The organism is Actinomyces oricola (assembly GCF_004104015.1).
GTDB classification, from domain to species: domain Bacteria; phylum Actinomycetota; class Actinomycetes; order Actinomycetales; family Actinomycetaceae; genus Actinomyces; species Actinomyces oricola.
Map to the genome: position 1 here is coordinate 22,045 of NZ_RYFV01000012.1, position 14,026 is coordinate 36,070.

13 protein-coding genes are annotated in these 14,026 nt (G+C 67.4%); 9 read left to right on the plus strand and 4 right to left on the minus strand.

Going from position 1 to position 14,026, the window contains the following annotated elements:
- Nucleotides 1–3 precede the first annotated feature (3 nt).
- From ettA to EUC46_RS06325, 7 genes are all read left to right on the plus strand, one after another.
- On the plus strand, nt 4–1,686 hold the full coding sequence (gene ettA, locus EUC46_RS06295) for an energy-dependent translational throttle protein EttA (RefSeq protein ID WP_128773338.1): 1,683 nt from the start codon (nt 4–6) through the stop codon (nt 1,684–1,686).
- Nucleotides 1,687–1,960: 274 nt separating this feature from the next.
- Entirely contained in the window at nt 1,961–2,650 is a 690-nt protein-coding gene (locus EUC46_RS06300; protein WP_128773339.1) for a hypothetical protein, read from the plus strand.
- A gap of 248 nt (nt 2,651–2,898) precedes the next feature.
- Entirely contained in the window at nt 2,899–3,312 is a 414-nt protein-coding gene (locus EUC46_RS06305) for a DUF4418 family protein (RefSeq protein WP_128773340.1), read from the plus strand.
- 57 nt (nt 3,313–3,369) lie between these two features.
- On the plus strand, nt 3,370–4,248 hold the full coding sequence (locus tag EUC46_RS06310) for a DUF6273 domain-containing protein (RefSeq protein WP_128773341.1): 879 nt from the start codon (nt 3,370–3,372) through the stop codon (nt 4,246–4,248).
- Entirely contained in the window at nt 4,245–5,432 is a 1,188-nt protein-coding gene (locus tag EUC46_RS06315) for an FtsX-like permease family protein (RefSeq protein WP_128773342.1), read from the plus strand. The genes EUC46_RS06310 and EUC46_RS06315 overlap by 4 nt, the downstream gene beginning before the upstream one ends.
- Nucleotides 5,433–5,542: 110 nt before the next feature.
- On the plus strand, nt 5,543–6,661 hold the full coding sequence (locus tag EUC46_RS06320) for an ABC transporter permease (RefSeq protein ID WP_338324469.1): 1,119 nt from the start codon (nt 5,543–5,545) through the stop codon (nt 6,659–6,661).
- 1 nt (nt 6,662) lies between these two features.
- Nucleotides 6,663–7,361, plus strand: coding sequence for an ABC transporter ATP-binding protein (locus EUC46_RS06325; RefSeq protein WP_128773344.1), 699 nt, complete (start codon nt 6,663–6,665; stop codon nt 7,359–7,361).
- Between the two features lie 77 nt (nt 7,362–7,438).
- Here EUC46_RS06325 and EUC46_RS06330 read toward each other — a convergent pair whose 3' ends face one another.
- Entirely contained in the window at nt 7,439–8,392 is a 954-nt protein-coding gene (locus EUC46_RS06330; protein ID WP_128773345.1) for an acyl-CoA thioesterase, read from the minus strand.
- Complete coding sequence (ptsP, locus tag EUC46_RS06335) at nt 8,389–10,086, minus strand: phosphoenolpyruvate--protein phosphotransferase (protein ID WP_128773390.1); 1,698 nt, start codon at nt 10,084–10,086, stop codon at nt 8,389–8,391. The genes EUC46_RS06330 and ptsP overlap by 4 nt, the downstream gene beginning before the upstream one ends.
- Before the next feature lie 229 nt (nt 10,087–10,315).
- On the opposite strand from ptsP, the gene EUC46_RS06340 reads away from it, so the two are divergent.
- Nucleotides 10,316–10,591 carry a PTS sugar transporter subunit IIB gene (locus EUC46_RS06340; RefSeq protein WP_277750482.1) on the plus strand — a complete coding sequence of 92 codons (276 nt, stop codon included), beginning with the start codon at nt 10,316–10,318 and terminating at the stop codon, nt 10,589–10,591.
- A 382-nt stretch (nt 10,592–10,973) separates the two neighbouring features.
- Complete coding sequence (gene malQ, locus EUC46_RS06345; protein ID WP_128773347.1) at nt 10,974–13,133, plus strand: 4-alpha-glucanotransferase; 2,160 nt, start codon at nt 10,974–10,976, stop codon at nt 13,131–13,133.
- 103 nt (nt 13,134–13,236) lie between these two features.
- On the opposite strand, the gene EUC46_RS06350 is transcribed toward malQ, so the two are convergent.
- Nucleotides 13,237–13,701, minus strand: coding sequence for a PTS sugar transporter subunit IIA (locus EUC46_RS06350; RefSeq protein ID WP_128773348.1), 465 nt, complete (start codon nt 13,699–13,701; stop codon nt 13,237–13,239).
- Nucleotides 13,698–13,928 (minus strand): PTS sugar transporter subunit IIB, encoded by a 231-nt coding sequence (locus EUC46_RS06355; protein ID WP_128773349.1) that lies wholly within the window; start codon nt 13,926–13,928, stop codon nt 13,698–13,700. The genes EUC46_RS06350 and EUC46_RS06355 overlap by 4 nt, the downstream gene beginning before the upstream one ends.
- Between the last annotated feature and the right edge of the window lie 98 nt (nt 13,929–14,026).

The window sequence follows — 14,026 nt, forward strand, 5'->3', positions numbered from 1 at the left end:
CCTGTGGCTGAGTACATCTATCAGATGATTAAGGCGCGTAAGGCGCACGGTGACAAGGTGATCCTTGACGACGTCACCATGGCCTTCCTGCCCGGAGCCAAGATCGGCATGGTCGGCCCCAATGGCGCCGGCAAGTCCTCCATTCTCAAGATCATGGCCGGCATCGACCAGCCCTCCAATGGAGAGGCGTGGCTGGCCCCCGGCTACACCGTCGGCATCCTCCTGCAGGAGCCGCCGCTCAACGAGGACAAGACTGTTCTGGGCAATGTTGAGGAGGGCGTCGCTGAGATCAAGGCCAAGCTGGACCGCTACAACGAGATCAGCGCGGCCATGGCCGATCCCAATGCCGACTTCGACACCCTCCTGGCTGAAATGGGAACCCTCCAGGACGCCCTGGACTCCTCAGGTGCCTGGGACCTCGACTCCCAGCTGGAGCAGGCCATGGACGCACTGCGCTGCCCGCCGCCGGACACACCGGTCAAGCACCTCTCCGGTGGTGAGCGCCGTCGGGTGGCCCTGTGCAAGCTGCTTCTGGAGGCCCCCGACCTGCTTCTCCTCGATGAGCCCACCAACCACCTGGACGCCGAATCCGTCCTGTGGCTCGAGCAGCACCTGGCCTCCTACAAGGGCGCTGTTATCGCGGTGACCCACGACCGCTACTTCCTCGACCACGTCGCCCAGTGGATCGCCGAGGTCGACCGCGGCCACCTCTACCCCTACGAGGGCAACTACTCCACCTACCTGGAGACCAAGGAGAAGCGCCTGGAGGTCCAGGGCAAGAAGGACGCCAAGCTCGCCAAGCGCCTCAGGGAGGAACTGGAGTGGGTGCGCTCCTCGGCCAAGGGCCGCCAGGCCAAGTCCAAGGCCCGCCTGGCCCGCTACGAGGAGATGGCCGCCGAGGCTGAGCGCACCCGCAAGCTCGACTTCGAGGAGATCCAGATCCCACCGGGCCCCCGCCTGGGCAGCCAGGTCCTCGAGGCCAGCCACCTGAGCAAGGGCTTCGACGGGCGCACCCTCATTGACAACCTGTCCTTCACGCTGCCGCGCAACGGCATAGTGGGAGTGGTCGGCCCTAACGGCGTGGGCAAGTCGACCCTATTCAAGACGATCGTGGGGCTGGAGCCGCTCGACGGCGGCGAACTCAAGATCGGTAAGACCGTCAAACTGTCCTATGTGGACCAGGTTCGGGCCGGCATCGACCCGAAGAAGACCCTGTGGGAGGTCGTCTCCGACGGCCTGGACCACATTAAAGTCGGCAATGTCGAAATGCCTTCGCGCGCCTACGTGGCATCCTTCGGCTTCAAGGGCGCCGACCAGCAGAAGCCCGCGGGCGTGCTCTCCGGCGGTGAGCGCAACCGCCTCAATCTGGCCCTGACCCTTAAGCAGGGTGGCAATCTCATCCTCCTGGACGAGCCCACCAACGACCTGGATGTGGAAACCCTCTCCAGCCTGGAGAACGCCCTGCTGGAGTTCCCCGGCTGCGCTGTGGTCATTACCCACGACCGCTGGTTCCTCGACCGCGTGGCCACCCACATCCTGGCCTGGGAGGGCACGCAGGACAACCCCGCCAGCTGGTACTGGTTCGAGGGCAACTTCGCCTCCTATGAGGACAATAAGGTGGCTCGTCTGGGCGCCGAGGCCGCCCGCCCCCACCGCGTCACCTACCGCAGGCTCACACGCGACTGAGCCGAGCGGCGCCGAGCTTGCTCGAGCGTCCGAGGCGATTGAGCGTGTTGGAGGCCGTGCCCGAACACACGCGACTGAGGAGCCGAGGGCGTCTACTCACGGCCGACGGCGGAGACCGCACCAGGTGGTCTCCGCCGTCGGCCCGTGGCTGAGCGGTCCCGGGGTGGCTGTGACCGTTTTGATATGTGCCTACGGCAGACTCGGGACTGGCTTGATACATAGGCTTCTTGGGGTCGGCTTGGTGGTCGGTACCGGTAGTGCTCAGGAGGTTCACATGTCTGTCCAGGAGCAGGCGGCGGTGGCGTGGATGCGGGTGAACGGGTTCCCTGACGCCACGGTTCACGACCCGACGATTGATACCGGAGTCGATATCATCGCCGTGAGCGCGGTAGCCCAGGTTCGTTCCGGGGCTCAGCTCGTTACCGGCGCAGACCTCATGCGCTTTGCGAGCAGCTCGGCCTCGATGGTCGGTAAGAACCGCCTGGTCTTCGCCCGTGCTGGCTACGCCGACGACGCCGTGGCGCTTGCGGACGCTCACGGCCTGGCCCTGTTTATCGAGCGGCAGGGCGCGGACATGGTTCCAGTCAATGGGCGGGCCCAGGGACTGCTGCTGGCAAGGCGCGGGGCAGTCCCGCCGCCGACGGCCTCGCCGTACACAGCCCCAGGACCGCTCCCAGTGGCAGCAGCGCCCGTACCTCCTCCTTCCTCGCTGACGCCTGTGTCTCTGCCAGCTCCTGGCTCGTTCACGACCAGGCCGCGCTTGTGGAGCAGGCAGGGCGTCTGGTACGTCATGGCGGTCTTCTTCGCTGGTACCGCTGCGATCGAGGCACTCGAGCCCAGCCCGGAGAACGCCGCCAATAACTCACTGACCACCCGGCTCATCGTGGCCGCAATGTTCGTGGCGTTCGCCGTGCTCTCCTGGCGCCACGGAAGGAACCTTGGCTCCCGCAGGCGCCAGGGCTAGATGCTGGACCCCTGGGACTGACCGATGGGGCTGGCTGGCCTCTTCGTTGAGATCGGCTGCATCGCCCAGCGTGCTTGATGAGCGCCTTGCGGTGTGCGGTCGCCAGTGGCTCCCAGTACGCCTTTAAGTTAGGGTAGGCTTACCTGGTGCTGGCGGTGGCGGTTGCCCGGAACTGCCAGCGAAAGTGATGCCCCGGGTCGCCGAACACTCTCGACCGACACCTTGATAACCCCTGAGGAGCGCACTCTATGTCGAACAAGAGCCGCCTTGTACCGCTGGTCCCTGCGGGACTCAGCCTGTTGCTCGCCCTCGGGGTGACCACGTTTTTCTCCGCGTGCGACCAGAGGCCCGACGGCACCTGGATGCACTGCCACAGCTGTCAGAACACCGTAGCCGCCAGCGGCGGCGGGCTGGGGCTCCTCTTCGGTGCCTCCTTCCTGGTCACCAACAGGATCGTCAGGATCGTCGTGCAGGCGCTCGCCGTCGTCGGCTCCGTCGTCGTCTTCTTCGTCCCCGGTGTCATCTGTCCGATGTGCATGATGCGCACCATGCGCTGCTACACGGTCTTCCAGCCTTATGTGAGGATCATGGCCGTCCTCATCGCCAGTTCCGGCGTCGGTGCCCTGGCCGCCTTGCTGCGACGGTCTGGGGATCCTGCCTGAGGCTGTCGGCACGCGGGCACATCGAGGAACACAGCACGAGACAAGGAGCGGCCTGTCATGACCAGTCGCGGTGTCCGCGCGACCGGCACCAGATCCACGACCCTGGTGTCGCTGGTGTCGCTGGTCGTGATAGCGGCCCTCGTCGGATGGGGCGTGCACAGGCAGGCCTGCTACACACAGGCGCTTCGCCTGGCAGAGGCCGGGTGGACCGATGAGGCATATGGGATCCTCAGCGGGCTCGGTGGCTACCGCGACTCCGCGCAGCGGGCGGCGGAGCTGGTCGCTGACGACCCGGCGCTGCCGTACCGCACGGCCCAGAAGGACGACACGGTCCTCCTGGGCACCTACGAGCAGGATGGGGACCTGTCCAACGGCGCCGAGCCCATCCGGTGGATAGTCCTTGACAGGATCGAGGACCAACTGCTCCTGCTCGCCGCCGACTGCCTGGACAGCCGCCCCTACCACCGCACCCCCTTCGAGGCCGTCACGTGGGAGACCAGTGACCTGCGCGCGTGGCTGAACGGTGAGTTCCTGCGGGCGGCGTTCACGCAGGACCAGCGGAGCATCATCGTGCCCACGCACAATGAGAACGACGACCAGACCGTGGTCGGGACGGAGGGTGGGGCGGCGACGACCGACCACGTGTTCGCGCTCAGCCAGACACAGGCCCTCATCTACATGGGCGGTGAGGAGGACCGGTACTCCGTCGGCCGCGCCCCTGCGAGCGCGTACGCGACGAGAGGGCGGCTGTATGTCGATCCGGACAGCGGCACAGCGGACTGGTGGCTGCGCTCGCCGGGTACGTACGCCTACGCCGCGCAGTACGTCAGCGTCTCCGGGACACCCTCTGTTGCCGGGGCGTCCGCGGACGTGGAGTTCGCGGTGCGCCCCGCCCTGTGGCTGAGCGTCGCCGAAGCGGAGAGAAACCGGCAGTGAGCAGACTCCTGTCCCTGCGCAGAATCCCCTTCCGGAGCATCCGCGCCCACCCCGTGCGCGCCGTCGTGGTCCTCGTCCTCGCCCTGACCCAGGCCGCCTGCCTGTTCAGCGGGCTCACACTTGTCCAGAGCATTCGCCACGAGCTCGCCCTGGCGGAGCAACGACTGGGCGCCGACCTCCTGGTCTACCCGACCTCCGCCCTCCAGACGCTGCACAAGGACCGGATCACCATGCTCGGCACCCCGGTGGAGTCCTACCAGGACCGGTCTGTGCTCTCGCGCATGGACTTCAACAACGACATCGAGTCCGTCTCCTACCAGGTCTATATCAAGGGCGTTCTGCCGGGCGGGGAGACGATCTGGATCGTCGGCTACGATCCGCAGACTGACTTCGTCATTGCCCCCTGGTTGGAGGAGGGGGCCGACGCAGAGCCGGGCGACGGCGTTGTCGCAGGCAGCGAGGTGCTCACTGATGGCCCTGGAACCGTCACGCTGTTCGGTCGAGAGCTGCCCGTGACCGCCCATCTGGCGCGGACCGGCTCTGACCTGGACCGCGCTGTCATGGTCAGCATGGACACCTTGAGCAGGCTCATTGATGCCTCGACTGCCCAGGGGGTCGAAACCTACGCCTCCGTCGACCCCCGGTGCGACTACTCCGTCGCGCTGGTGCGCCTGGCCGACCGGGACCGCGCGGAGAGTACAGCCGCCTGGATCAACACCTACGTGCGGAAGGTGACTGCTGTGAACGCCGACGAGGGCTTGGCCCTCACCGCCTCCGGCATCCACCACCACACGGGCGTGGTCGCCTCGATAGCGGCCCTGGCGTGGCTGGTCGTGCTCGTTGCCCTGGCCGTCGCCCAGTCCCTGTTCATAGGTGGCAGGCGGCAAGAGCTCCACGTGTGGCACACGATCGGGGCATCGCGCGCCACAGTTGAACGAGTCATGTTGTACGAGGCACTCATCGTTCACACCCTCGGGGCCTGCGCGGGAGTAGCGCTGGCCGGCGGCCTGCTCGCCGTCAGCGACGGCCTGCTCGACGGCGGCGGCGGACTCACCCCGGCATGGGCACTCATGGCGGCGGGCACCACACTGCTCGTCTCCTTGACCTTCGGATCCGCGAGCACGTGGCTGACCGTCAGAAGGGTCATGCGCGCACAGGGTGGCCAGGAGCTCCTGACGGCTTGAGGACAAGACTGAGAGAGGTGAATCGCGTGCTGTCACTCAGAGGACTTCCGTGGAGAAACCTGCGCGGGTACCCAGCGCGCACGGCGACCCTGGTTACCTTCACGGCGCTTATGACGATCGTCATCTTTAGCGGCACCATGCTCGTCCAAGGTGTCCGGCAGAGCCTGGAGACGGTCCAGGCCCGCCTGGGTGCCGATATCCTCGTCATCCCAGATGATGCTCGCGACGACTTTGATGCGCAGACCGTCCTGGTCCAGGCCGAGCCGGGGTACTTCTACATGGAGGCCGACAAGCTCAACCAGGCCGCCGCGGTCGACGGCGTCGAGCGGGCCTCGGCCCAGCTGTTCCTCGCCTCGACCCGGGCGAGCTGCTGCTCGGCAAGAGTCCAGATCATCGCCTTCGACCCCGCCACCGACTTCACGGTCCAGCCGTGGATCGCCGACACCCTGGGCGACGGCGAGATCGGTAACATGGACATTGTTATCGGAAGCAACGTGACCTCCGACGACGGTACTATTCGCCTGTTCGACAACGACCTGCGCGTTGTCGGGCAGTTCGCGCCCACGGGATCCACGCTGGACAATGCGGTCTACATGAACTTCACTACCTTCAGCACCGTCCTGAAGTCCTCCTTTGACAAGCATCTCAACAAGTACGGCTACGTCGCCTCCGAGGACGTTATCTCATCGGTGTCGATCAGGGTCAGGCCCGGACACGATATTGATGCTGTCGCTGCTGACATCGAGCGTCAGGTTAATGGCGTCACCGCCGTTACCTCCAAGAACATGGTCTCGAGCATCGCGGACAGCCTGGCCACGATCTCACACACGGTGGCGGTCCTCATCGCTATCGCCTGGGTGACCGGCCTGACGATGACCGTCCTCGTCTTCGCCCAGATGACCCACGAGCGACGCAGGGAGTTCGCCTCCCTGACAGCGATGGGGGCCGCCCGCGGTACGATCGCGCGGATAGTCGTGAAGGAGGCGATGACTGCGGACCTCGGCGGTGGCCTGGTCGGCATCGTTGTCTCGGCGGTCCTGCTCTACTCCTTCCACGGCCTGGTCAGGCAGGTCCTCGGGGCCTTCGTCCTGCCTCCTGCCGGCATGATCGTGGCACTGGCTGTCCTCTCGCTGGCCTGCGTCGGCCTCGCCGCGGTGGTGTCGGCATGGGTCTCGGTGAGGATCATCAACAGAACGGACCCGAGCCTCGTGCTCACGGAGGGCGAGTGAGATGAGGATTAGTGCGACAGGCGTCTCGAAGAACTACCCGCGCGCGGGTAAGAGCGGTGATGTTCTCGCCGCGGTGCGGCCGCTGGACCTCGATCTGAAGGTGGGGGACCTGACCGTCCTCACCGGGCGCTCCGGGAGCGGCAAGAGCACCTTGCTGAGCATGCTGGCTGGCATGCTCACTCCGACATCGGGCGTCGTGTCCGTGGACGAGACGGATATGTACTCGCTGGACGAGAGGGCCAGGTCGCGGCTGCGCAACGCACGGATCGGCCTTGTCCCACAAGGACACACCGCCTTGCGCAGCCTGACCGTGCTCGAGAACGTCCTGCTCCCGGCAGTCCTGTACTCCAGGCAGCCCCCACCTCTGCAGCGTGCGGAGGAGTTGCTGGAAGCGGTCGGCATCGCATCACTGGCGCCAGCCAGACCGAATGAGCTATCCGGGGGTGAACTGCGCCGCATGGCTGTCGCCCGCTCCCTGCTCATGAGCCCGGGCGCCGTCCTCGCCGACGAGCCGACCGCCGGCCTCGACGATGAGAGCACGGCGGATGTTCTCAGGCTGCTGCGCGAGACGGCGGACGACGGTGCGGCCGTGCTGGTGGTGACGCATGAGGACGAGGCAATGAGGTTCGCTGACCGCACGCTCACCATGGAGGCGGGCCGCCTGCGGCCGCGGGACCGGAAGACAGAGACGCAGGGCTGAGCGCCGAACCCGCGGGTGGCCCCAGGCCTCCCAGGACATTGGGACCTCAATTGCGATCTCGCGGCTCTCTCCGCGCTTCAGTCCTCCCCGTCCACGCGGATGCCCCAGCGACCCGAGCCCCGCGTCGTCGTGGTGGGCGTGCGGATCATGCCCTCCTGGGCAATGGTCGACACCAGCCTGCCGGAGGAGTCGAACACCTGCGCCCGGGCCACGGCCCGCCCTCCCTGGGAACTCGGCGAGTCCTGTACGAAGAGCATCCAATCGCCGGCGTCCACGTCCCGGTGGAACCACTGGGCGTGGTCCAGGGTGGCCAGGCTCATTCCCTCACTGCGCCAAAAAAGGCCCTGACTGCGCAACGCCGGCTCCAGCATGACCTGGTCGCACACGTAGGTCAACAGGGCCCGATGCACGGTCTGCGCCGCCTGCTCGGGCACCCGCCCACGGGCGCGCATCCACAGATGCTGCACCCCGGTGGCCTCCGGGGCGGGCCGCAGATAGATACTGCCCTCCACGTGCCGCAGATCGAAGGCCGCGGTACGCCCCAGGAACCGGGCCACCGGGTGGTCAATAGTGCGGAAGATCTCCAATGCGCTGGTAATCTCCTCGGGGCGCGGGACGTCAGGGGCGGGGAGTTGAACCTCGGCCCCCTCCTGCTCCTCCTGGTATGAGGAGATCATCGCCAGGATCGGAGTGCCGTTCTGGGACGCCGTGGTACGGCGCTGGGAGAAGGAACGGCCGTCGTGGAGGCGCTCAACGTTGAAAGCCACCGGCTCATTGGGGTCGCCGCCGCGCATGAAATAGGCGTGAACGGAGTGGGGCAGGCGCTCGCCATCGCCGTCGTCGATAAGCGTGGCCGCGGCGGCGAGCAGCCCTTGGGCGACCACCTGACCACCGTAGATCCGCCCTGAGATCTGGGGTAAGGAGGTCCCCAGGAACGAGTCGACCCCGTCCCCTTCCGTCAGGGCGAGGACCCGCGTAACAGAACCTAGGGGCTCCTCGGTGGCGGAGGGGACGGGGTACGGCGTCGTCACAGGCCGAGGTCCTCCAGAATGGGCAGCTCGGCGCGCACAGCGGTGCGAGCTTCCTCGGCGGTGCCGGCGTTAATGGCAATCTCGGCCAGGCGCTTGGCCTCATCAAGGGTCACGGACTTCATAACCGCGTCCACGTCGGGCAGGGCGCGGGCGGTCATGGACAGGCTGGCCACCCCCAGGCCCACCAGGACCACGGCCAGAGCCGGATCGGCGGCGGCCTCACCGCACACGCCCACCGGGCGGCCCTTGGGGGCGGCGCCGTCGCAGGCCTGCTTGATCAGGCGCAGCACGGCCGGCTGCCACGCAGTGGACAGATCCGCCAGGGAGGAGAGCAGCCGGTCGGCGGCCATGACGTACTGGGTGAGGTCGTTGGTGCCAATGGACGCGAAGTCCGCGTGCTCGAAGAGCTTGTCCGACATGAGGGCGGCCGAGGGGACCTCGATCATCATGCCCGCGGTCTTCAGGCCGTAGGAGCGGGCCTTCTCAGTGAAGGCGAGCGCCTCATCCTTGGTGGAGATCATTGGGGCCATGACCCATACCTTGGCGTTGGTCTCGGCCTCGGCCTTGGCCAGGGCCTCGAGCTGGTGCTCCAGGACCTCGGGGTCGCGGCGGGTGGTGCGGTAGGCGCGCACGCCCAGGGCGGGGTTGGCCTCGGTGGCGTCGGTGAGGAAGGGCAGAGGCTTGTCGGCTCCTGCGTCCAGGGTGCGCACCACAACCTTCTTGCCGGGGAAGGCCTCCAGCACACCGCGGTAAGCCTCGACCTGATCCTCGACGCTGGGCTCCTCCGGCTGGTCCAGGAAGCAGAACTCGGTGCGGAACAGGCCCACACCCATGGCATTGGCCTCGGCGGCGGAACGGGCGCCGGCGGCGTCGCCGACATTGGCGAGCAGCTGGACCTCGTGGCCGTCCTTGGTGGCGCCGTCGCCGTTGAAGACGCGTACTCGCTGGGCGAGCTCGCGGGCCCGGCGCAGAGCATCCTCGCTCGGGTTGACGGTGATCAGGCCCTTGGTGCCGTCCACCAGGACAATGTCGCCGTCGTGGAGCTGGTCGGTGACCTTGTTCCCAGTGCCGACGATTGCGGGCATGCCCAGCGCGCGGGCGAGGATCGCGGTGTGGGAGGTGGGACCGCCCTCGGAGGTGATGAAGGCGACGACCTTCTCGGGGTCCAGCAGGGCGGTGTCCGCCGGGGCGAGGTCCTCGGCCACCAGAACGAAGGGCTCGGGCAGGCGCGGGATGCCGGGCATGGGAGCGTCGGTGAGGACCGCGACAATGCGGTCGCGCACGTCGGCGACGTCTCGGGTGCGCTCAGCCATGTAGCCGCCAAGGGACTCCAGCATCGAAGCCAGGGTGCCGGCGGCCTCCCAGACTGCGCGCTCGGGGACGAGGCGGCGCTCACGGACCATGGCCTGGGCCGACGAAGTCAGCGTGGGGTCTGCGGCCATCTGGGCCGTGGTCTCCAGAAGCGTGCGGCCCTCGCCCTTGGCCTCAGCCGCTGAGAGCACGAGGCCCTTCTTGACGGTCTGCGCGGCAGCGGCGATGCGCTCACACTCCTTCTCGATGTCGCGGCTGGCATCAAGACTGGCGATCTCGGGCTCGCTGATACCGGGGGCCATGCGGGCGACCGGACCGGCGACAAGGCCGGGGCTGACCCCGATGCCGGTCAGCGAAGTGGGATTGGCGTCGGACGGGACCATTCGGTGCTCCTCAACATCGACGGAGGCGGGTGTCACACCCCATTCTGCACGGGAGTCGGAATCGGCGTGGCGTTTCCGCCCAGGGATGAACAACGTTTGACAGGGAACCGGCCCGGCTGCGCGCCTGCGCCACCGGCCCGGCCAAGGTGTGGGTGCTGTCGCACTGGGATAAAGTGATATCGAACACGAGCAGCGCTGGCCGCCCCGCACGCCCCGGACACGCCCGGGTGTGCAGCGGCACCAGGGTGGACGCCGAGCGCCAGAAGGAGCAGATATGAGCACAGCATCCGAGATCGTTGCCGGCTTGGGGGGCCGGGACAACATTACCGACCTTGAGCCCTGCATCACGCGGCTGCGGGTGGAGGTCGTGGACCAGGAGAAGGTCGATGAGCAGGCCCTGCGGGCCAGCGGCGCTTTCGGCGTTGTGCGCTCCGGGCGGGTAGTCCAGGTGGTCGTCGGCCCGACGGCGGACGTCCTGGCCAGTGAGATCGCCGCGCTCGACTGACAGGGCCGGCAGGGCCGGCAGACGGGCGAAGAGCGCCCCCTGCCGCCAGGACCCCGGGGCCGGGTGCGGAGGCCCGCGGTCGGGCGCCGGCCGGCGCTGCGGTCGCGGCGCCGGCGGTGCCGGCCGGCGCGCACCTGCGTGTAAAGGCATCCGGCCGGGTGACAGTTTTTTCATGGTTACGGCTTCTTGATGGGCGCTCCGCTGGCATGGCGGCGCCCGAGTGTGAAATCCTTGCAGAAATGAGTGGACCTGCCTGCGAGTCAAAGCTGCGTCGCCTTGAGGATTCAGGCACACTCGTTCCCGTCACGTCCCCAGCGCTACCGCATCCGCGGTGGCGCTTCCTCGCGCATGTGCGCGACCGAATGCAAGGCCGATCCACGACATGACAGAGCAGAGAAACGCTCACGAGCCCGCCGGAGAGCGACTCAAGCACCTCGCCGAAATCCATGGAGTCTCCACTGAATACTGGGACTATCATGGCAACCTCGCCGCGCCCTCGCGTGAAACACTCGTCGCCGTCCTCACGGCGCTGGGAGTGGACGCCAGTAGCGACGAGCAGATTGAGTGTTCCATTACCGAGGCCGACCTCGCCCCCTGGCGCAGGATCCTGCCGCCCACCGTCGTCGCCCGCCAGGGCACGAAGGCCTCCGTCGCCGTCCACGCCCCCGAGGGCGCGGGCGTGGAGCTGGGGGTCGCACTCGAGGACGGTGGCACCCGCGAATTGACCCGGGTTGAGGACCGCACCTCACCACGTGAGGTCGACGACGTCCTCATTGGCCGTGCCACCTTCGCCCTGCCCTTGGACCTGCCCCTGGGCTGGCACACCCTGGTGGCTCGGGTCCGGGTCGAGGGAGAGGAGAATGTGCGCACGGCAACCGCCAGCCTGGCCGTCACCCCTGACCACCTGGAACTGCCCGCGTCCCTGGGGCGTCGCGGGTGGGGTGTTATGGCACAGCTGTACTCGGTGCGCTCGCGCGGCTCCTGGGGTGTGGGGGACGCCGATGACCTGGCTGAACTCGCCAGCTTCCTGGGGGACGAGGGGGCCGACTTCCTTCTCATTAACCCCCTGCACGCCGCCGAGCCCGCCGGCACGATGACGCCATCGCCCTATCTGCCGGTCACCCGCCGTTTTGTCAACCCCATCTACATCCGCCCGGAGAACATTCTGGAGTCATCCCGCCTGTCCGGGCCGCGCCGCTCCCTGGTGCAGTGGGGTCTGGAGGAGGTTCAAGAGGCCAACCTGAACGCCGAGCCCATTGACCGCGACACCGCCTGGAACGCTAAACGAGAAGCCCTTGAGGTCATCTTCGCGGCCGGCCGCTCCCGCGCCCGCCAGCGCGACTTCGAGCGTTTCCGCGCCGAGCAGGGCGAAGGGCTGGAGCACTTCGCCCTGTGGAGCGCCTTGACCGAGAAATACGGTGAGATGTCGCAGTGGCCCGAGGCCCTGCGCGACTCGCACTCGGCCCAGGTGGTCAGCGAGACCCATGAGTTGCAGGAGCGCATTGACTTCTTCGCGTGGCTCCAGTGGATTGTTGACGAGCAACTGGAACGGGCCCAGGCCCAGGCCAAGGCCGCCGGCATGTCTTTGGGCATCATGGATGATCTTGCCGTGGGGGTCCACCCCTATGGCGCCGATGTATGGTCCAACCCCGAGGCCTTTGCCACTGGTGCCGAGGTGGGCGCCCCGCCGGACATGTACAACCAGTTGGGGCAGAACTGGTCCCAGCCGCCGTGGAGCCCGCTGCGCCTGGCCGAAACCTCCTACGCCCCGCTGCGCGACATGGTCCGCACGGTGCTGCGCCATGCCGGCGCGTTGCGCGTCGACCACGTTATCGGGTTGTTCCGCCTGTGGTGGGTCCCCGAGGGCATGCGGGCCGACCAGGGCGCCTATGTGCGCTACGACCATGAGGCCATGGTCGGCGTCCTCCTCCTGGAGGCCCACCGGGCCGGGGCGGTCATTATTGGCGAGGACTTGGGCACAGTCGAGCCCTGGGCCCGTGACTACCTCGCCAGCCGGGGGGTCCTGGGCACCTCGGTGCTCTGGTTCGAGAAGCAGGATGACGGCTGGCCCCTTGAGCCGGAGGCTTACCGGCACCTGGCCCTGTCCACGGTTAATACCCACGACCTGCCGCCGACTGCCGGCTACTTGGCCGACGAGCACGTTGAATTGCGCGAGCGCCTGGGTTTGCTCACCGAACCGATTGAGCAGGTGCGGGTCGAGGCCCGTATTGAGCGCGAGCGCATGTTGGCCCGCCTGCGGGAGCATGGCCTGCTGCGGAAGGACCCCACTGAGCGCGAGGTCGTTGAGGCCCTGCATCGCTACATTGTGCGCACCCCCTCCGCCCTGGTGGGGGTGGCCCTAGTTGACGGCGTGGGTGAGCGGCGCTGCCAGAATCAGCCGGGCACCGATCAGGAGTACCCGAACTGGAAGATTCCCCTGGCGGACTCCGCGGGGGAGGTGGTCCTGGTGGAGGATCTGCCGGACAACGCCCGTCTGAGCAGCCTCCTGGCGGCGGTGCGCTCCGAGCTCCGGCAGTCCTGAAACGAGGCGCGGTGGGGCGGGATCGTTTCTTCGATCCCGCCCCACCGCGGCGCTTGTCCGGACGGATGGTGTGATGGTGCCTCGACGGGGTGGTCGGGGCGCCTCAGGACCAGGTCATGACCACCTCTCCGTTCTCCACGACCCTTCCGCCGGCCGTTGGACTCAGGGCTGAGGCCTCGGCCTGGAGGGCGATAATGGGCACGATCGGGTTCAGCCCGCCGGCCTCGATACTCGCCGGGCTCCAGGTGACTATCGGATCACCGGCGTGCACTTCCTGGTCGGGGGTCGCATGCAGGGAGAACCCTTTTCCGGCGAGGGTGACGGTGTCCAGCCCCAGGTGCACCAAGACGCAGCGGGCGTCATCAGCAGCAACGACAAAAGCGTGCGGGTGCAGCTTGGCGATCCGGCCATCGACCGGGGCGGTGACCGTGACCTCCTGGTGGTTGTCATCGCGCGTAGGGTCAATGGCCAGGCCGGGTCCCACAAGCATGCCGGCGAAGACCGGATCGGGGACCTCGGTGAGAGGCACGATCCGGCCGGCCAGTGGTGCCCGGACGGGGATGCTCATCGAAGGTCCTCGATATCCTCCGCAACGGTGTCGGCATTGGGGCCGACAACAACCTGGACGATGTTCCCGACCGTGACCACCCCGTGGGCCCCCGCGGACCGCAGGGCCGCCCCGTCGACGGCGTCGGCGTCCTCCAGCTCGCAGCGTAAGCGCGTAATGCAGGGCTCGATCTCGACAATGTTGTCAAAGCCGCCGAGGGCGTCGACGATTCTCTGGGCTTGGGACATGGGTGCTCTCCTGGGTTGTGCCGGCGTCAACCGGCCCTGGCTGGGGTACGGCAGGGATGCGGTACTCGGGCGGCAATGCCCCAGACCGACGAGTGGTC